The sequence below is a fragment of the Brachyspira innocens ATCC 29796 genome, from assembly GCF_000384655.1.
Lineage (GTDB): Bacteria > Spirochaetota > Brachyspiria > Brachyspirales > Brachyspiraceae > Brachyspira > Brachyspira innocens.
The window spans coordinates 1-19,616 of sequence record NZ_ARQI01000112.1; the positions used below are offsets into that span (position 1 = coordinate 1).

The following is a 19,616-nucleotide window of genomic DNA, read 5'->3' on the forward strand; positions in this document are numbered from 1 at the left end:
AAATATTTTTAAATTTAATAAACACTTGGGTGGGTGCCTTAATTTGTAATTAGACTATAAAAATAATAAAAATTAAAATGTGAAAATAAAACAATAAAATATAAAGGGTGGGAATGTAATTAAAGCCAAATAAAAAAGAGTACAGATTTTTAAGTCCATACTCTTTTTATGTTATTTTAATTATATATTATTTTACAACTATATTTACAAGTTTACCTTTAACATAAACTACTTTAACAATGTTTTTGCCGTCTGTAAACTGTTTTACTTTTTCGCTTGATAGTGCCTGAGTTTTAGCATCATCTTCGCTTATATTAACATCTGCTTCTACTCTGTCTCTTATCTTTCCATTTACTTGAAATACTAATTCAAATACATCATCTTTACAGTACTCTTCATTATGTTCAACCCAGCTTTCTTCAAGTATCATCTTACCAAAGTTTAATATCTGATAAATCTCTTCTGTTATATGAGGAGCTATAGGATTAAGAAGTATTAAATATCCTCTTATAACTTCTTTAAACATAGCATATTCATCATCACCATTTAATTTTATTGATGACATATCATTTAAAAGCTCCATCAAAGCAGCAATTGCAGTATTAAAATGGAATCTGTCTTTAATATCTATTGTAACTTTTTTTATAGTCTTATGATATTTTTTATAAAGACTTTTAGCTTCTTTTGATAAGTTATTATAATCAAATGATTTATTATTTTTGAACGCTTCTTCATCTTTATATTTTAGAAATAAGTTCCAAATTCTGTTCAAAAATCTAGCAGAACCTTTAACACCTTCATCAGACCATTCTTTATCTTTTTCAGGAGGAGCAACGAACATAACAAATATTCTAACAGCATCAGCACCGAAAAGCTCTATAATCTCAGCAGGGTCTACTCCATTAGCTTTTGATTTAGACATCTTTTCCATTTTTACTATTATATCTTCTTTTTTTATACCGTCTTTCTCGTAGGCTTTATTATTCATCTCTTCCTGAGTATAGAATTTTTTTAGCTCTCTTGATTCATAGCTGTTTGACAAAACCATACCTTGAGTTAAAAGTTTGTTGAAAGGTTCATCTCCTTTGATAAGTCCAATATCTCTCATAAACTTGTACCAGAATCTTGAATATAAAAGGTGCATACAAGCATGTTCAATACCTCCTATATACTGGTCAACTCCAAGCCAAGCATTAGATATAGCAGGGTCAAAAGGCATTTTATCATTATGAGCATCAGTGTATCTTGCATAATACCAAGAACTGCATGTAAATGTATCCATAGTGTCAGTTTCTCTTTTTGCTTTGCCACCGCATTTAGGACAAGTTGTATTAACAAATGATTCAGATTTTTTAAGCGGGTTATCTCCAACTGTAAACTCAATATCCATAGGAAGAGTTATAGGAAGCTCGCTTTCAGGCACAGGTACAATTCCGCATTTCTCACAATGTACAAAAGGAAGAGGATTGCCCCAATATCTTTGTCTTGATATAAGCCAATCTCTAAGTTTGTATTGTACTTTCTCGCTTCCGAAACCTTTTTCTGATGCATAGCTAATTGCTTTTTTAATAGCCTCTCTTGTAGAAAGTCCGTTTAAAATATCTGAATTAACTACAATACCATCTTCAGTATATGCTTCAGTCATGTTTTCAGCTTTCAAAGAATTATCAGCATTCTGTATAACTACTTTTACAGGGATATTATATTTTTTAGCAAATTCAAAGTCCCTTTGGTCATGAGCGGGAACCGCCATTACAGCACCGCTTCCGTATTCAGCCAAAACGAAATTGGCAGCATACAAAGGAGCTTTTTCTTTATTGAAAGGATTAATAACATATCTTCCAGTAAATACGCCTTCTTTTTCATAATCAGTTTTTTGATCTATTTTAGCAGATTTCTTGATGAACTCTTCTACAGCACTTCTTTGTTCATCTGTACACATATCTAAAAGTCCGTCATAGTTCCAAGCTATAGCCATATAAGTAACACCGTAAATAGTGTCTGGACGAGTTGTGAATATAGGAAAATCTTTACCGTCATCTAAAGTAAAATTAACATAGGCACCAACACTTCTTCCTATCCAGTTTTTCTGCATAGCTATAACATTATCAGGCCAATATCCTTCAAGTAGTTTTAAATCTGCATCTAATTGTTCTGCATAATCAGTAACTTTTATATACCATTGTTCAAGTTTCTTTTTAGTAACCTCTCCGTCACATCTCCAGCAAGTTCCTTCTGGAGTAACCTGTTCATTAGCAAGTACAGTATTACAATGGTCACACCAGTTAACATCTCCGCCTTTTCTATATAAAAGTCCTTTTTCATACATTTTTAATATAAACCATTGTCCCCATTTATAGTAATCAGGTAAACAAGTAGTAACTTCTCTATCCCAGTCATAAGAATATCCAAGCAAATTTAACTGCTCTTTCATATTAGCAATATTTTTTAAAGTCCATTCAGCAGGGTGAGTTTTATGTTCTATAGCAGCATTTTCTGCAGGCATACCAAAAGCGTCCCAGCCCATTGGATGCAATATATCATATCCTAAAAGCCTATAGTATCTAGCTATAGAGTCAGCTATAGTATAGTTAGAAACATGCCCCATATGCATTTTACCAGACGGATAAGGAAACATCTCTAGTACATAATATTTTTTGTCTGTAGGTTTAGATACTGTTTTGAAAGAATTATTATCTTTCCAGAATTTCTGCCATTTCTTTTCAATGGTAGTAAAATTATATTCCATAATATACACTCCGTAGTTTGATACTATTTATCAATAAAAAAATTAATTTATTATTTACATATTTTTATGACAAAAATTATATTGCAAAATATTATATTTTTCAAGTGATAATATTATTTTAAATATTTAGCAGTATAAGTTTTCGGACATTTTTTAACATAAAAAAGAGGTATATTTGTCATAATATTTTTTAATGAAAATAAAAGAGTTGTTGTAATTTTGTATTTCTATACGGTTAATATTACAACAATATCATTGTTTTTATTTATAATGATTTTTTATATATTATTTTGTTTTAAATTTGTAAGATAATATTATATTTGTAAGATAATATTATATAAGTTAGATATAAATATTCAGTCATTCTTGTCTTTTGGTATATCAATGGTGCAAAGCGTAACAAAAGAAGTTGGGCAGATCAATCTATGTACTTTGTAATAGCAAAGCTCCAGATATAAAAATATAATTATATTTTTGACAAAATATAATTGTCTATGTATATACTATAAAAGTTTTATAAAAATAATGGGTCTGTAAAAATCCTCTTTTTTATTTTAATTAAAATTATGATTATTGAAGATTTAAAAAATTACTAAAAATATTTTTTATACTATTGACATTATTTATATTTGTATTATATTGATTAATTAATAATAAATGATTTATGCAATAGCTTGAGTAATGGATATTCTTAAGTAAGTGTATCTGTTGACTAAGAAAGGCTGTTTATATTTTTTATTTATACAATAAATAGCTAGAACGAAAAAAACCCTATGCGGGTAAGCGACATGTTATATACATGTAAATTTTACGGAGGCTGTTGCAAATATACGCATAGGGGGTCATTTTATGAGCGATAATATTATCGTGTCTTTAAAAAATATCAATGTTTCATACGATGAAAACTCCATTTTAGAAAATCTCAGTCTCGATATAAAAGATAAAGAATTTTTAACTCTTTTAGGTCCCTCAGGCTGCGGAAAAACTACCATACTAAGAACTATAGCAGGTTTTATAAAGCCCGATTCTGGAGAGGTTCTTTTTGACGGCAAAGTTATAAATGATACTCCTCCATATAAAAGAGAAGTTAATACTGTATTTCAGCGTTATGCATTATTTCCTCATCTTAATGTATTTGAAAATATAGCATTCGGACTTAATCTTAAAAAAGTTCCTAAATCAGAAATTAAAGAGAGAGTTCATCAAATGCTTAAAATGGTAAACTTAGAAAATTACGGAAACAGAAATATAGCAAGACTTTCGGGCGGTCAGCAGCAGAGAGTGGCTATTGCAAGGGCATTAATTAATAAGCCTAGAGTTTTGCTTCTTGATGAACCTTTAGGGGCATTGGATTTAAAACTTAGAAAAGAAATGCAGATAGAGTTAAAAAAGATTCAGCAGTCATTAGAGATTACTTTTGTATATGTAACTCATGACCAAGAAGAGGCTCTCACTATGAGCGATACAGTGGCTGTTATGAAAGACGGAGAAATACTTCAGATTGGCACTCCAGAAGATATATATAATGAGCCTAAAAATGCATTTATAGCAGACTTTATAGGTGAGAGTAATATTATAGATGGTATTATGCATGATGATTATATTGTAGAGTTTGCTGGGTATGTATTTGACTGTGTAGATAAGGGTTTTGAAAAGTTAGAAAAAGTTGATGTTGTTATACGACCTGAAGATATAATAGTGGTACCTCCTGAAAGTGCTAATATATCTGGTTTGGTGGAATCTGCTATATTTAAGGGTGTGCATTTTGAAATGATACTCGATGCTCATGGTTATAAATGGATAATACATTCCACAGAAAAATGGGAGGCTGGTACTGAAATAGGAATTGATGTTGCAAAAGAAAATATTCATATAATGAAAAAGACAGTTGAAGAGGTAATAATATGAAAACAAAAATACCTGCAGTACCTTATTTAATTTGGACATTAGTTTTTGTATTAGTTCCTCTTTTTCTTGTGATATATTTTGCTTTTACAAATCAGAAAGGCGATTTTACATTAGACAATTTTGCTAGTGCTGCATCTTTTACTCCAGTTATAGTGCGTTCTGTTATACTTGCAGCTGTTTCTACTTTAATATGCTTAATACTTGCATATCCTCTATCATATTATATATCAAGACAGGAGAAAACTATTCAGCATGCACTTATAATGCTTGTAATGCTTCCTATGTGGATGAACTTTCTTCTTAGAACTTATGCTTGGATGACTATACTTGAAAATAATGGACTTATCAATAGGGCTTTGATTTTTATGGGGCTTTCTCCAGTAAAACTTATTAATACTCAGGCAGCAGTTTTAATAGGTATGGTTTATAACTATCTTCCTTTTATGATACTTCCTCTTTATTCTGTGATGACAAAGATACATAGCAGTTTGATAGAGGCTTCTCAGGATTTGGGTGCCAATTCTTTTAATGTATTTACTAAAATAATTTTTCCTTTAAGTATTCCTGGTATGGCAGCAGGCGTTACAATGGTATTTGTGGCAGCTGTTAGTACATTTGTTATTTCACGTATGCTTGGAGGAGGCTCTAATATACTTATAGGCGATTTGATAGAGATGCAGTTTTTAGGAATGTCTTATAATCCTAATTTGGGTTCGGCTGTAAGTTTGGTATTAATAGTAATATCTTTATGTGCTATTGCTCTTATGCAGCAGATAGATGAAGATGACGATGGTATGTTTTTATAAGGATATGCTGTTATGATAAAGAAAATTCTCTCAAGAGGCTATATTGCTTTTATATTTCTATTTTTATATGCTCCTATAGCAATACTCATTTTCTTTTCATTCAATAAAGCTAGAGGAAGAGGTGTATTTACTGGATTTACTTTGAATTGGTATAAAGAGCTTTTTTCTAATGACTTGATATTAAGTTCATTTGTTAATACTTTAATAGTAGCTTCTGTATCTTCTATTTTAGCTACTATACTTGGTACCATGGCAGCTATTGGAATAAACAGTTTTAATAAAAAAATGAAAAGTGCTGTTATGGGTATTACCTATATATCTATAATAAATCCTGAAATAGTAACTGGTATATCTTTAATGCTTCTATTTGTTATAATGAAGTTAAAATTTGGTTTTACAACTTTGATACTTGCTCATATAACTTTTAATGTTCCTTATGTCATACTAAATGTACTTCCAAAATTAAGACAGCAGGATAATAGTTTGTATGAGGCGGCTTTAGATTTGGGCTGTACTCCTTCTCAGGCATTTTGGAAAGTAGTGATACCAGATATACTACCCGGTATACTTGCTGGTTTTTTAATGGCTTTAACTTATTCATTAGATGATTTTGTTGTAAGCTATTTTACTTCTGGAATTACTTCGCAGACTTTGCCTATAACTATTTATTCTATGACTAGAAAACGTGTAAGTCCAGAGATTAATGCTATATCTACTGTTATATTTATAGTTGTGCTTGTAAGTTTGGTTATAATGAATCTAAAAGAGATAAAAAAAGAAAAATATTTAATTCAGCTAAAAAGAAAAAGAAATAAATAATAGAAGAAATAAATAAAAAAGATAATAAAAATTATATTTTGAAGGAGAAAATAAAAATGAAAAAAAAAGTTTTTGCTGTTTTAATGTTAATTGCCTTATCAGCAAGTGCTCAAACTGTTGACCTTAGCGTCTTTGATACTAATTATTATCATAAGTTTAAAGGACAAAATCTATCTGTTAATGTTTATAACTGGGGCGAGTATATATCCGATGGTTCTGACGGATCTCTTGATGTAAATAAAACTTTTGAGGAGCTTACTGGAATAAAAGTTAACTATTCAACTTTTGCCTCTAATGAAGAGATGTATGTAAAATTAAAAGTAGGCGGTATTCAGTATGATGTTATTATACCTTCAGACTATATGATAGAAAGACTTATCAATGAAAAATTGATTCAGAAATTAAATTATAATAATATACCAGCTCATACCAATATAGCTAACAGATTTAAAAAACTTCCTTTTGATCCTACAGGTGAGTATTCTTTAGCCTATACTTGGGGTGTAACTGGAATAGTTTATAACAGACAAATGGTAACTGAAAATGAAACTGATATAGATTGGGATATACTTTTTGATAAAAAATATAAAGGTCAGATACTTATGTATTATAATCCTAGAGATGCTTTTTCAATAGCTCAGGCTTATCTAGGTTATTCCTTAAATACTACTAATGAAACAGAATTAAGAGAATGTGCAAGACTATTAAAAGAACAAAAACCTTTAGTTCAGTCTTATGTAATGGACGAAATATACGATAAAATGGAAGCAGGTGAGGCAGCTCTCGGTGTTTATTATGCAGGAGATTCTCTTTCTATGATGGCAAGCAATCATGATTTAAATTTTGTTATACCTAAAAAAGGTGCTAATTTATTCGTAGATTCTATATGCATACCTTCAAATTCAGGTTCTCCAGAATTGGCTGAAATGTATATTAATTTCCTTTGCGAACCTCAAATAGCTTTGGCTAATATAGAATATATTAATTATGCATCTCCTAATGACGGAGCTATCGCTATAATGAGCAGCGAAACTAAAAATAATAAAATAATATATCCAAATCAGGAAACTTTAGATAACTGCGAAGTTTATATAACATTGCCTGATGAAACTAATATCTTAATGGAAGATTTATGGAATGAAATACTTTCTAATGATAATGCTTATAAAGGCTGGGTAATACCTGTTGCTTTGGGTGTTATAGTAGTTCTTTGTGCTGTTATAATAATACTTCGTAAAATGAAAAAAAGAGAAAATTAAATATTAATAAATAAATAGTTTTTATAAATCCAAGTATATTTTTATATGTGCTTGGATTTTATTATTTATAAAAAAAAACAAAATTAATTTTCTTTTTATGTTGACAAAAAATAATAATTAATTAAAATATAGTCAAGTTTAAAATAAATGAAGGTTATAAAAGTCTAATTTTTATTGGGCTTTTATTTTTGAATCAAAATGAACATTGTTCACTTTGATTTGTTTGGGGGTATAATGAATAATATTGTAACTTCAAAAGAAGATATACTAAAAGCAAGCAGAGAATTGATAAGAAAAAAAGGACTAAATTCTATTAACATGCGTTCTGTTGCTGATGAGGCTAATATTGCTGTAGGCTCTATTTATAATTATTTTAAGTCAAAAGAGGAATTAACTATTGCTGTTATTGTAAGTGTGTGGGCTGATATATTTCATTCTTCGGATATTTCTTTGGAGTCTGAAAGTTTTATTAACAGTATAGATTCTATTTTTAAAATTTTAGAAAAAGGGGATAAAAAATACCCTCATTTTTTTGCTTTGCATTCTACTATAATATTTGGAAAAAATAAGGATAAAAGTATAGATATAATGATGAATATGATAAAACATATTAAAGATAGTATGCACAAAACTCTTATTAATGATAAAAATATAAGAAAAGATGCTTTTAATGATAATCTTAATGCAGATAAATTTATAGATATAATATTTTCATTTATAATGGATTCTATGATGAAAGGAAATTATGATAGTTCTTCTATAAAAGAGATTATTAAAAGAACTATTTATTAATATATTTGATAAAATTAAATAAATAAAGGAAAAGTTTATGATTAATAAAAGGCTTATTGCTTTGATGGGATATGCCAAAAAATATATAGCTTGGCATGTTATAATACAGCTTGTTAATCTGGCACTTAATATAACAGCCGTATTTTTTATGGCTGATATTATACAAAAGGCTTCTAATGGAAATATAACAAAAGAAGATATTATAAAGTTATGCGTTGCTATTTTTGTAATAATAGTATTAAGATTCAGATTTACTGTTTTAATGTCAAAAATGTCATACTATGCTTCTGGCAGAGTGAAGCAGACTTTAAGAGAGAAAATATATTCAAAACTGCTCACACTTGGAAGCAGATATAAAGAAAAATTTTCTACAAGCGAAATAGTGCAAATTTCTATGGAGGGAGTTGATCAGTTAGAAACTTATTTCGGCAGATACTTGCCTCAATTTTTTTATAGTATGATAGCTCCTATAGTGCTTTTTGCTGTGCTTTCTACTATAAGTATAAAATCGGCTGTTATACTTTTAATATGTGTTCCTCTAATACCTATATCAATTATTGCTATAGTGAAAATTGCTAAAAGAATATTAAAAAAATATTGGGGAAGCTACAGCGATTTGGGAGAGATATTTTTAGAAGATGTACAAGGTCTTACCACTTTAAAAATATATAAAGCTGATGAAAAAAAGAATGAAGAGATGAATATAGAAGCTGAAAAGTTTAGAATTGCTACTATGAATCTTTTATTTATGCAGCTTAATTCTACAACTATAATGGATATAATAGCATACGGCGGTGCTGCTTTGGGAGTTATAATTTCTGTGCTTGAATATATGAAAGGAAATATTAATATTGCTGGCACATTTACTATAATAATGCTTTCTGCTGAGTTTTTTATTCCATTAAGACTTTTGGGTTCATTCTTTCACATTGCTATGAATGGTATATCTGCAAGCGATAAGATGTTTGAAATACTTGATATGAAAGATGATGATAAAAGAGTAAATAAAATAAATAAAAATAATGAAGAGATTACTTTTAAAGATGTTAGTTTTGCATACAATGAAGATAAAACTATATTAAAAGATATTAATATGACTATAAAGGAAAAATCATTTGTTTCTATAGTAGGTGTTTCAGGCTCTGGAAAAAGCACTATTGCTGGGCTTATATCATTAAGAAATGAAAATTATAAAGGATCTATTAAAATTGGAGATATAGAAATTTCTACGATAGATAAAGACGATTTATATAAAAAAATAGTTGTAGTTGATCATAACAGTTATTTATTTGAAGGCAGTGTGTATGATAATTTAAAAATGGCTGGAGATAATATAACAGAAAATCAGATGAATGAGGTATTAAAAAAAGTTGAGCTTTATGACTTTTTACAGTCTGAAGAAGGACTTAATACTAAGATAATGGAGAAGGCTTCCAATTTATCAGGAGGACAGAAACAGAGATTGGCATTAGCAAGGGCTATACTTCTTAAAGGAGACATATATATATTTGATGAGGCTACTTCTAATGTTTATGTCGAAAGCGAAGAGAGTATTATGAAAGTAATAAGAGATATTGCCAAAGAAAAAACTGTTATATTAATATCTCATAGGCTTTATAACTCTATGCTTTCAGATAAAATATACTTCTTAAAAGACGGAGTTATAAAAGAAGAAGGCACACATAATGAGTTAATGAATATAAACGGAGAGTATGCTAAAGTTTTTAATGAGCAGACTAATTTAGAGAGCATAACAAAAGGAGATAGTTTAAGAATAGCTATATAAAATAGATATATACTAAAAATTTTTAAATTTGTAATTTTTTTTATTGTTCTTTTTCCCGCCGCAAAAAGAACCAAAAAGTGCAAGTATAAAAATAATACTAAATAGTACTAATTTATGTTTTACATGCTGTATAAATTGTATGTTTAATCTAGAAAATGCAGTCCTTTTGCTTCTTTGGGTCACCAAAAGAAGTGGGGGTGTGGGGGCTAGTCCCCACAAATATAAATAAAATTAATTTTTAAACAAGTCTAGTAATTATAAAAATAAAAACAACTTTAAAATTTTATATAACTATATAAATAAAGGAGTTCATAATGAGAAGAAGCGGTATAAGAATTATGGCGGAATTAATCGGATTAATAACTCCGCTTATACATGTTATGATACTTGCAATAACTACAGGAGTTTTAGGTTTTTTATGTGCAATATCAATAACTATATTCGGCGGATATGCCATATTAACATATTTAGGATTAAATAATTTATTTACGATAAAAACAATATTTATAATAGTTTTAGTGCTTGCTGTTTTAAGAGGAGTACTTCACTATATAGAACAGCTTAGCAATCACTTTATAGCTTTTAAACTACTTGCTTTAATAAGAGATAAAGTTTTTAAGGCTTTAAGAAAATTATCTCCTGCTAAACTTGAAGGAAGAGATAAAGGAAATTTAATAGCATTAATCACAAGCGATATTGAGCTTCTTGAAGTGTTTTATGCACATACTATTTCACCTATAGCAATAGGAGTATTAACTTCAATTATTATGACGATTTTTATAGGAAGTTTTAATATTGTATTGGGAGTTATAGCATTGTTTGGATATATTACTATAGGTTTTATAATACCTTATTTTTCATCAAAGTTTGGTAAAAATGATGGAATGGCTTATAGAGATGATTTCGGTAAATTGAACAGTTATTTTCTTGACAGTTTATGGGGTATAAAAGAGATTCTTCAATTTGGATATGGAGAGAAAAGAGCTAAAAATATAGAAACAAAAACTGATAATTTAATGCATATTAATGAAAAGCTAAAAAATTATGAAGGTTTTATATCAGCTCTTACTACTTCTGCTGTAACATTATTTACATTTGCTGTACTTGTTGTAAGCATTATACTTTCAAAAGACATAAAAAATAATTTTGCTGATATTATAATACCTACTATAGCAATGGCTAGTTCATTCGGACCTGTTATAGCACTCAGTAATTTATCAAATAATTTGTTTATGACTTTGGCAAGCGGTGAGAGAGTATTAAACTTGCTTAAAGAAAAACCTATTATTGAAGAAGTTTATAATGGAGAGAAAGATTTAGAGTTTAAGGGATTAGAATGTAAAGATATATATTTTGACTATGAAGGCGAAGAGATATTAAATGATTACAATTTGCAAATAGAGCCTAATAAAATAATAGGTATAAGCGGAAAAAGCGGAAGCGGAAAGTCTACGCTTTTAAAACTATTTATGCGTTTTTGGGATATAAAAAAAGGAAGCCTTCAAATATCATCTAAAGATATAAAAGAAATAAATACAAATTCGCTTCGTGATATGGAAAGCTATGTAACACAGGAGACTTCTATTTTTAAAGACACAATAGAAAATAATATAAAAATAGCAAATCAAAATGCTTCAAGAGAAGATGTTATAGAAGCATGCAAAAAAGCCTCGCTTCATGATTTTATTATGACTTTGCCTAATGGATACGATACTAATGTAGGCGAACTTGGAGATACTTTATCAGGCGGAGAAAAACAGCGTATAGGAATAGCCAGAAGTTTTTTACATAATGCTCCTTTTATACTTCTTGATGAGCCTACAAGTAATTTAGACAGTTTGAATGAGGCTGTTATATTAAAATCAATAAGAGAAAACAGCGTTAACAGAACAGTTGTTTTAGTTTCACATAGGCTTTCTACGCTTAATATAGCCGACAAAGTTTATAAGATGAAGGCAGACAGAGTTAGTTAAAAAATTATAGATAATAATAGACTTGCTTCAAAAGTACTTTAAAATATTAACTTTAAAATTATTTAATCTTAAATTATAAAATACAATGTTTTATAATTTATTATTTTAGTATATACCTAAACAATTATAATTTGTCAAAAATTAATTTTTTAAATTTTGATATTTGCAGGGCTTTGCCCACCACTCTGTGTGCTATGCAGCACCACAGTTCTTTTGTGACGCTGTCCACCTTCGGTGTGGCACAGGCACAGCCCGCCTGCGGCGAGAACCAAAAAGACTGCATATTTATATACTAAAATGATAGTTTGTACAACATGTAAAACATCATATTTATAATTTTAAACATTAAATAATTTTATATTTAATGTTGTCAAGTAGTTTTGAAACAAGTATATTATAAAAATTATAATAAAAAATACTGCAGTATTTATTTATTTTAATAAATCACATATTTAAATATTTTTTTTCTGTTTCATAAGCAAGTTTATACATTTTCTCTTCATCAATAGAAGTAAGTTTTCCTTTTTCTGCTGCAACTTTTCCATTGACTATAGTATAATCAACAGTATTTTTCCAACCTATAGTACATAATATAGATTTAGGATCAAAATCAGCACCTACCATTTCTAAACGCCTCATATCTATCATAAATAAATCTCCAGCTTTTCCTACTTCCAAACTTCCTATATCATCACGTCCTAAAACTTCTGCCCCTCCTTTTGTTGCCATTTTTAATATATCATAAGCACTAGGAGCATTATTACTTGAGTTAAGTCTGTGAAGAAGATAGCATACTCTCATCTCTTCTAACATATTAGATCCGTCATTACTTGCACTACCATCAACAGCCAAACCTACAGGCACACCTAGTTTTAACATCTCTGGTATATTGCATACTCCAGAACTTAATTTCATGTTGGATATAGGGCAATGTGCTACTCCAGTTTTTGTATCAGCTAAAAATTTTAATTCCTTTTCATTAAAATGAATACCATGTGCATACCAAACATCATTACCCACCCAGCCTAGAGATTCCATATATTCCAAAGGACGCATATTAAATTTTTCTTTTACATACACTTCTTCATCTTTAGTTTCGCATAAATGAGTATGGAGCCTTACTTTCAAATCTCTTGCTAGAATTGCAGATTGTTTTAATAATTCTTCGCTTACATTAAAAGGTGCACAAGGAGCTAATGCTACCATATTCATAGAGTATTTTGAATTGTCATGATACTTTTCAACTACTCTTTGGCAGTCTTTTAAAATTACATCTAATGGCTGTACTACAGAGTCTGGCGGAAGCCCGCCGTCTTTTTTACTCAAATCCATACTTCCTCTTGAAGAATACATTCTTATACCCAAATCTTTAGCTGCTCTAAACTGAGAATCTATTATTCCTTCAGCATTATTATTTGGAAATAAGTAATGATGGTCAAAACAAGTTGTGCATCCTGTTTTTAAAAGCTCTCCCATAGCAGTAATAGAACTGTAATATACTACTTCACTATTTAAATTTTTCCAAATTTCATACAGATTGGTAAGCCATTCAAATAATTCCATATTCTGAACCTGAGGTAAATTTCTGCTGAATATTTGAAATAAATGATGATGAGTATTAATAAGCCCCGGATATACAAAATAGCCTGAAGCATCAATTACCATGTCAGCATTTTTTTCTTTTATTAATATTTCCTTTTCTCCCATTTCTCCTATATATGTTATAACTCCGTTTTCTATTAGTATATTAGCTGAGTTATAAACAGTATCATTTTCTGAACAGGTAACTATAGAAGAAGCGTTTTTGATAAAAATACTAGACATATATTATACCTCCGTTAACTAAAAAATAAGGCAAAAAACTTATAGTCAATTATTGAGGTAATTGGTAGAAACGTTCAGCCTATTATGAACTTATATAAGTAAATAAATCGCCTAAAAGAAATTATAAAGTATTTTAATTTTATGTCAATTTATATAGAAGATATTATTTATATAATAAAAAATCATTGCCTATTTATAATTTTAAATAAGCAATGATTAAATTAATTAATTATAGGAGAAATAAAACATTTTTATATAATTTGTATTAATACTTCATTAAAAATAATATTTTTAAAAATAATATCTTCCGCCCACACTTATTCTTCCAAAACCAGCCTTATTTATTTTTTCAGGATATCCTAGCTCCTTTCCATTATGCACCATATGAAGACCTCCTCCGAACTCTAAAACTATACCAACATGTTTGCTTACATTTATATTAAATCCAGCCCCTCCTCCTACCTCCCAATAGTACGGTTTGGCAAATAAAAACTTCCCGCTTCTGTCAGCATCAAAAGATAAAAATCCGAAACTTGCAAAAGCAAAACCATATCTTGCTATAGTTACTTTTCCTACATACTCATCATCATTCCCAAATGTAAATTTCTGCATAAGTCCTAATTCATACATGTGAGGACTGTCATCATATATTTTAGAGCCTGTTACAGCCGTGTAGCTTTTTATTTGAAAATTATTATATTTCATTATCTTAAATCCAAACTCTATATTAACAGTTGTCTTTATAGAATCTGCACTGCTAAATAATCCTATAGAGAAAAATCTGTTATCCAACACAGACTGAAATCCTTTTTTTTCTTCATTATTATTTTCTTCTTCATTTTCTTCTGCTTTAAGTATAGCGAATGAAGATAAAAGTATAATATTTATTATAAAAATATATTTTAATATTTTCATTGACTTTCCTTTAATAAAATATAACTACTATTTTTAAGAATGTTATTTATTTGAGATTAAAAAATTATTCTATATTATCTAAATTATCTAATGTATTTTTATTTATTTTATCTTCTTTTATAGTTTTTATCTGAGTAAAGAAGTATAAATATTTTGAAATAAAAAGTATTACAAGTGTTATTCTAGCATAAATATTGTTTACAAAAATAAATGTTATTATAAGCATTGTACTTACTGGCAAAAGTATTGTAAGTTTAGATTTTAAAGTCATAGCCCTTGATTTTACAAAACTCTCTAAATGTTTTTTATATAGTTTTGTAGACACAAACCAATTATGAAACTTTTTAGAACCTTTTGCAAAAAAGAAAGAGGCAAGCAAAAGAAAAGGCGTAGTAGGTAAAATAGGAACAACTATTCCCACAACACCAATACCTACAAAAATAAAACCTAAAATTATAAATAATACTCTCATATTATACCTTTAAAATTAATTTTCTTATTTTTATTAAAATTATGCTTTATCATAACAATAACATGTTTTAATGCTATTATAGGATTATAAAAAATCATTCTCTTACCAGAGAAACGCATTATATTTTTTACTTTTTCTTTCATATATTTATTATAGCACTGAGATTTACAAGCACTGCAGAAAGTTTTTGTCTCCATAAATCTGCATTTATCAGTTCTTATGCTGGCGTAATTATATATGTTTTCACATTCCTTGCAAATATTTTTACTGCCGAAAGTTTTATTATAAGATTTATGGTATTGTTTATGATTATTTCTGCAGTAAATTTCTATCATACAAAGTATAGTTTTTTTCTCGTTTTCTCTTTTTTTGTATATTTTGTATTCTTCATCGCTATAACATAAAAAACTGTAATAATCTTTTATCATTTTTATAAGCCTTATTTTTTGTATTGGGCATCTTTTTTATAAAGACACCCAATAAATATATTTTCCCAAAGATCTATAAATCAATAATTTAGCAAATTAAAATTTCCAAGTGATACCAGTACTTCCATTAAATGCAAGCGAACTGTCTGCACTATTCCCAATACCATTTACAGTGGTGGCTCCTCCAATCTGAGCTTCAAAATACCATTCCAAATTAGGTTTAGGAGTGATATATAATTCTCCGTATACTAAATATCCAACAGAGTAGAATAATGGAGGTATTCTTACAGGTTTAGAACTGCTTGCATAAGCATTAACTCCCCCAGTAAGCATAGAAAATGAAATAGCAGGTTCTAAATATACACTTATAAACTCACTTTCAGCAGTAAATCCTACAGGCATAGACACACCTATAAACTGAGGTTTTGTAAGATAATATTCTGTTCCTCCAATATTTATTGAAGCTCCTTCTCCAGTAAACATTATATTATGAGCTGTAAAGTCATAATACGGAGCAGCTGGTATTGTACCAGAACTTCCCAATTCAAAAGCACCTATAGGATTTGAAGCATCTATATTATAAAGTCCGAATTTAGCTCCGCCTTCTTTAGCATCCATGTTTGGAGGAGTTACTTTATATGAAGTTCCAGTAAAATCGGCTATTGAACCTTGATATACTACTCTTATTTGAGGTTCTATCAATATGGGGTCAGTTGCTGCTATAAAATATCCTCTGACATCTATACCTATGGATTGTCCTATAGTATCTTTTATAAATCCGTATTGACCATTTTCACCAACTGTTCCCATATTCATAGGTAAATTTCCGCCGCCTGTTAAAGTACCGCTTCTGCTTGAATTGGCTTTTAATCTGTACATACCATATTTAAGATTAACCCTTATTCTGCTGAAAATATCATTTCCAGTGTAGTATTCTACTCTTATATCTGTTGAAACGGCTATGTCTCCTTCATTAACGTTTCCGTTTCCAACTCCTATTGTAACAGGTATATTAATTCTCAAATTATCGTTTAAAGCAGCTGCAGTGATTATAGGAGTATGTGCCTGCCAAGAACCTGATACATATTTGAATTGATAGCCTAAACCTATACCGAAACTTTCTGTTTTATACCCAAATCCTGCTATAGCTGCGGGCTTAAAAGTATTTATTCCTCCTTTTGAACCATTATTCAAATTATCAAGTAATACTCCTGCTGTTTCTCCTTCAACACCTACCATAAATCTTAAATTCTCTGTACCTGCTAATACTCCTAATCTGTCAAGTCTTATAGTAAGCTGATTCTCATCAATTAAAAAATCATTAAAATCTTCTAAAATAGTATAACCAAATATACTATAAACACTTGTTATTAAAGCTGTTAAAATTAAACATAAACGTTTCATAATATTATCCTTGATTTTGTTTATAATTTTTAACAACTCTGTATTTTATTAATACAATATTTTTTATTATAAAACCCTATCACTATTAAATCTGTTTTTATTTTTTACTCTTATAATGGTTTGTTTTTGGTATTGTTTCTTTCTATTGCCTCCTTTAATAATTTTCCGTTTTTGTATATACGTTCACTCATTTCAATGTACTTATTATAATTTTTATCATCTTTTACTTTGAAGTAGTATTGAGAAAGCCATACATATGATAAATATTTTTGGTATTTTTCTTTTGCATTATCTAATGCCTTATTAAAATATTCAAAAGCCTTTTTATTACTTCCGCCTGCTATGGCTGGAGCATGCATATATCCTACAGCTGTACCAAGAAGTGCAAAAAAATTTGAATTATCTTTATCTAAAATCTTCTTATATATTTTTTTACTGCTTGAACCAAAAGAAATTTTTTCTGGTACTTTGCAGTAATAAACTATATAATTCATAAGTTCTGATACGCTTATTAAATAATCAATATCATCTGACTTTATATAATCTGTATTTGTTTCAATTATTTCTTTTAAGTAATTATATTTTTCTTCTTCATCTTCTATTGTTTTTGATTTTACAAGAGCGTATACATTTTGAAATGTTTTTGAATTATTATTTTCTACCACTTTTATATCATAATCTGAAGAGTAATAATCATTATAAAAATTATTAATTTCTTTTGAATTATATGAATATGCTTTATTTGTTATAGCAGTTATTATGATTAAATATATTATAGTTTTTATTTTCATTAAAAAATCCTATTTAGAATTGTTAGTATAATCATTTAATTTGTTAGTATATTCTAACATTTAAAAGAAAAAAATCAATACATCAAAATATAATTTCATTAATTTTTTTAAATATTAATTGTGTTTAAATATTAAAATTAAGTTCGTCAAAAAAATAATAAAAAGTAAAAAAAAATATACATATGATATGTATAATAATTGAAAAAAAAACTATATTAGTATATCATTACTGTAAATAAAAATTCATTGGAGGAAACATGGCTGTATCTAAAAAAAAGTCAGCAGAAAAAGCTTCGTCAAAATCTAGTAAGAAAACTGCAGCAGTAAAGAAAACTGCAGCGAGTAAAAAAGCAGTAAAAACAGCAGAGAAAAAAGTATCTGCTCCAAAATATTATGTATCAGAAGTTCCATTAAAAACAGCTGATAGAGAGATATTTGCTGCGATGAAAAATGAGTATAAAAGGGAAGTTAATGGTTTTGAGTTAATAGCTAGTGAAAATATAGTTTCACGTGCTGTTATGGAAGCTCAGGGCTCAATATTCACAAATAAATATGCTGAAGGCTATCCGTCAAAAAGATATTACGGCGGATGCAGTGAAGTTGATATTGTTGAAAACTTAGCTAGAGAAAGAGCAAAAAAGCTATTTAAAGCACCATTTATAAATGTGCAGCCTCATTCTGGCTCTCAGGCTAATATGGGAGTTTATATGGCTATACTTCAGCCGGGAGATACTTGTTTAGGTTTATCTCTTGATGCAGGCGGACATTTGACTCATGGAAAAAATGTAAACTTTTCTGGTAAGATATATAAGTTTGAACATTACAATGTAAGAAAAGATACTATGCAAATTGACTATGATGAAGTAAGAGATATAGCCAAAAGAGTTAATCCTAAATTAATAGTAGCAGGCGGAAGTGCTTATCCTAGAGTAATTGATTTCAAAAAGTTCAGAGAGATAGCTGATGAAGTTGGGGCTATGTTAATGGTAGACATGGCACATATTTCTGGATTGGTTGCTGCTGGACTTCACCCAAATCCTGTTGAATATGCACATTTTGTTACTGGTACTACTCATAAAACTTTGAGAGGACCTAGAGGCGGATATATAATTTCTACTGAAGAAGAATTGGCTAAAAAAGTTGATAAAACAATATTCCCTGGTATACAAGGCGGACCTTTAATGCATGTTATAGCTGCTAAAGCTGTGTGTTTTAAAGAGGCATTAGATCCTAAATTTGTTAAATATCAGGAACAGGTTTTGAAAAATGCTGAAGCTATGTCTAATATGTTTTTATCAAAAGGATATGAATTAGTTTCTGGAGGAACTGATACTCATTTAATATTAGTTGATGTAAAAAAATCAAAAGGTATAACTGGACAAGTTGCTGAAACAGTTTTAGATAAAGCACATATCACTACAAATAAAAACGGCATACCTTATGATACAGAATCTCCAATGGTTACAAGCGGTATAAGACTTGGTACTCCTGCCATAACTACAAGAGGTTTAAAAGAAAAAGATGTTATGGAATTAACTCAGTATATTGATGAGGTATTAAGCAATAGTGATGATGAAAAAGTGATAAACGCTGTTGCAAAAAAAGTTGCTGCTTTATGTAAAAAATTCCCAATGTATAAATATATATCTGAGATGTAATTTTTATATATTGTAGGTTTATTAATAAAAGG

15 protein-coding genes and 1 riboswitch are annotated in these 19,616 nt (G+C 28.9%); of the genes, 8 read left to right on the plus strand and 7 right to left on the minus strand.

Translation table 11 applies throughout. The features are described 5' to 3' along the window. Positions 1–187: 187 nt before the first annotated feature. The gene (gene leuS, locus F811_RS0107955; protein ID WP_020004721.1) at positions 188–2,749 is read right to left on the minus strand and encodes a leucine--tRNA ligase; all 2,562 of its coding nucleotides are present in this window, start codon (positions 2,747–2,749) and stop codon (positions 188–190) included. Between the two features lie 849 nt (positions 2,750–3,598). On the opposite strand from leuS, the gene F811_RS0107960 reads away from it, so the two are divergent. The 7 genes from F811_RS0107960 to F811_RS0107990 all read left to right on the plus strand — a co-directional run bounded on the left by F811_RS0107960 (position 3,599) and on the right by F811_RS0107990 (position 12,092). Next, on the plus strand, positions 3,599–4,657 hold the full coding sequence (locus F811_RS0107960) for an ABC transporter ATP-binding protein (RefSeq protein ID WP_020004722.1): 1,059 nt from the start codon (positions 3,599–3,601) through the stop codon (positions 4,655–4,657). Then, positions 4,654–5,463 carry an ABC transporter permease gene (locus F811_RS0107965; RefSeq protein ID WP_020004723.1) on the plus strand — a complete coding sequence of 270 codons (810 nt, stop codon included), beginning with the start codon at positions 4,654–4,656 and terminating at the stop codon, positions 5,461–5,463. The genes F811_RS0107960 and F811_RS0107965 overlap by 4 nt, the downstream gene beginning before the upstream one ends. A gap of 12 nt (positions 5,464–5,475) precedes the next feature. Next, positions 5,476–6,282, plus strand: a complete 807-nt coding sequence (locus tag F811_RS0107970) for an ABC transporter permease (RefSeq protein ID WP_020004724.1) — start codon at positions 5,476–5,478, stop codon at positions 6,280–6,282. Positions 6,283–6,338: 56 nt separating this feature from the next. Beyond that, a complete protein-coding gene (locus F811_RS0107975) occupies positions 6,339–7,541 on the plus strand; it encodes an ABC transporter substrate-binding protein (RefSeq protein WP_020004725.1) in 1,203 nt (400 codons plus the stop codon). A 234-nt stretch (positions 7,542–7,775) separates the two neighbouring features. After that, on the plus strand, positions 7,776–8,333 hold the full coding sequence (locus F811_RS0107980; RefSeq protein WP_020004726.1) for a TetR/AcrR family transcriptional regulator: 558 nt from the start codon (positions 7,776–7,778) through the stop codon (positions 8,331–8,333). 37 nt (positions 8,334–8,370) lie between these two features. Next, complete coding sequence (locus F811_RS0107985) at positions 8,371–10,119, plus strand: ABC transporter ATP-binding protein/permease (RefSeq protein ID WP_020004727.1); 1,749 nt, start codon at positions 8,371–8,373, stop codon at positions 10,117–10,119. A gap of 314 nt (positions 10,120–10,433) precedes the next feature. Continuing rightward, positions 10,434–12,092, plus strand: a complete 1,659-nt coding sequence (locus F811_RS0107990; RefSeq protein WP_020004728.1) for an amino acid ABC transporter ATP-binding/permease protein — start codon at positions 10,434–10,436, stop codon at positions 12,090–12,092. 444 nt (positions 12,093–12,536) lie between these two features. On the opposite strand, the gene F811_RS0107995 is transcribed toward F811_RS0107990, so the two are convergent. The 6 genes from F811_RS0107995 to F811_RS0108020 form a co-directional block, all read right to left on the minus strand. Next, positions 12,537–13,916, minus strand: coding sequence for an 8-oxoguanine deaminase (locus F811_RS0107995; protein ID WP_020004729.1), 1,380 nt, complete (start codon positions 13,914–13,916; stop codon positions 12,537–12,539). A 22-nt stretch (positions 13,917–13,938) separates the two neighbouring features. After that, positions 13,939–14,034: riboswitch (purine riboswitch) on the minus strand. A gap of 173 nt (positions 14,035–14,207) precedes the next feature. Beyond that, complete coding sequence (locus tag F811_RS0108000; protein ID WP_020004730.1) at positions 14,208–14,831, minus strand: hypothetical protein; 624 nt, start codon at positions 14,829–14,831, stop codon at positions 14,208–14,210. 64 nt (positions 14,832–14,895) lie between these two features. Continuing rightward, positions 14,896–15,303 carry a YbaN family protein gene (locus tag F811_RS0108005; protein ID WP_020004731.1) on the minus strand — a complete coding sequence of 136 codons (408 nt, stop codon included), beginning with the start codon at positions 15,301–15,303 and terminating at the stop codon, positions 14,896–14,898. Continuing rightward, positions 15,300–15,731, minus strand: coding sequence for a nitrous oxide-stimulated promoter family protein (locus F811_RS0108010; RefSeq protein ID WP_020004732.1), 432 nt, complete (start codon positions 15,729–15,731; stop codon positions 15,300–15,302). The genes F811_RS0108005 and F811_RS0108010 overlap by 4 nt, the downstream gene beginning before the upstream one ends. A gap of 96 nt (positions 15,732–15,827) precedes the next feature. Then, positions 15,828–17,135: a hypothetical protein gene (locus tag F811_RS0108015; RefSeq protein WP_020004733.1), complete on the minus strand. Its 1,308-nt coding sequence runs from the start codon at positions 17,133–17,135 to the stop codon at positions 15,828–15,830. A gap of 110 nt (positions 17,136–17,245) precedes the next feature. Further along, the gene (locus tag F811_RS0108020; RefSeq protein WP_020004734.1) at positions 17,246–17,926 is read right to left on the minus strand and encodes a hypothetical protein; all 681 of its coding nucleotides are present in this window, start codon (positions 17,924–17,926) and stop codon (positions 17,246–17,248) included. Positions 17,927–18,183: 257 nt separating this feature from the next. Here F811_RS0108020 and F811_RS0108025 point away from each other — a divergent pair, with 257 nt between their 5' ends. Further along, on the plus strand, positions 18,184–19,584 hold the full coding sequence (locus tag F811_RS0108025) for a serine hydroxymethyltransferase (protein ID WP_020004735.1): 1,401 nt from the start codon (positions 18,184–18,186) through the stop codon (positions 19,582–19,584). Positions 19,585–19,616 lie beyond the last annotated feature (32 nt).

What these genes read in the sequence shown, in the direction of transcription:
- F811_RS0108020 (WP_020004734.1), bottom strand. Translation starts at nt 17,926, where the DNA reads ATGAAAATAAAAACTATAATATATTTAATCATAATAACTGCTATAACA.
- F811_RS0108000 (WP_020004730.1), bottom strand. Translation starts at nt 14,831, where the DNA reads ATGAAAATATTAAAATATATTTTTATAATAAATATTATACTTTTATCT.
- F811_RS0107990 (WP_020004728.1), top strand. Translation starts at nt 10,434, where the DNA reads ATGAGAAGAAGCGGTATAAGAATTATGGCGGAATTAATCGGATTAATA.
- F811_RS0107980 (WP_020004726.1), top strand. Translation starts at nt 7,776, where the DNA reads ATGAATAATATTGTAACTTCAAAAGAAGATATACTAAAAGCAAGCAGA.
- F811_RS0108010 (WP_020004732.1), bottom strand. Translation starts at nt 15,731, where the DNA reads ATGATAAAAGATTATTACAGTTTTTTATGTTATAGCGATGAAGAATAC.
- F811_RS0107995 (WP_020004729.1), bottom strand. Translation starts at nt 13,916, where the DNA reads ATGTCTAGTATTTTTATCAAAAACGCTTCTTCTATAGTTACCTGTTCA.
- F811_RS0108005 (WP_020004731.1), bottom strand. Translation starts at nt 15,303, where the DNA reads ATGAGAGTATTATTTATAATTTTAGGTTTTATTTTTGTAGGTATTGGT.
- F811_RS0108015 (WP_020004733.1), bottom strand. Translation starts at nt 17,135, where the DNA reads ATGAAACGTTTATGTTTAATTTTAACAGCTTTAATAACAAGTGTTTAT.
- F811_RS0107975 (WP_020004725.1), top strand. Translation starts at nt 6,339, where the DNA reads ATGAAAAAAAAAGTTTTTGCTGTTTTAATGTTAATTGCCTTATCAGCA.
- F811_RS0107985 (WP_020004727.1), top strand. Translation starts at nt 8,371, where the DNA reads ATGATTAATAAAAGGCTTATTGCTTTGATGGGATATGCCAAAAAATAT.
- F811_RS0107960 (WP_020004722.1), top strand. Translation starts at nt 3,599, where the DNA reads ATGAGCGATAATATTATCGTGTCTTTAAAAAATATCAATGTTTCATAC.
- F811_RS0107965 (WP_020004723.1), top strand. Translation starts at nt 4,654, where the DNA reads ATGAAAACAAAAATACCTGCAGTACCTTATTTAATTTGGACATTAGTT.
- leuS (WP_020004721.1), bottom strand. Translation starts at nt 2,749, where the DNA reads ATGGAATATAATTTTACTACCATTGAAAAGAAATGGCAGAAATTCTGG.
- F811_RS0108025 (WP_020004735.1), top strand. Translation starts at nt 18,184, where the DNA reads ATGGCTGTATCTAAAAAAAAGTCAGCAGAAAAAGCTTCGTCAAAATCT.
- F811_RS0107970 (WP_020004724.1), top strand. Translation starts at nt 5,476, where the DNA reads ATGATAAAGAAAATTCTCTCAAGAGGCTATATTGCTTTTATATTTCTA.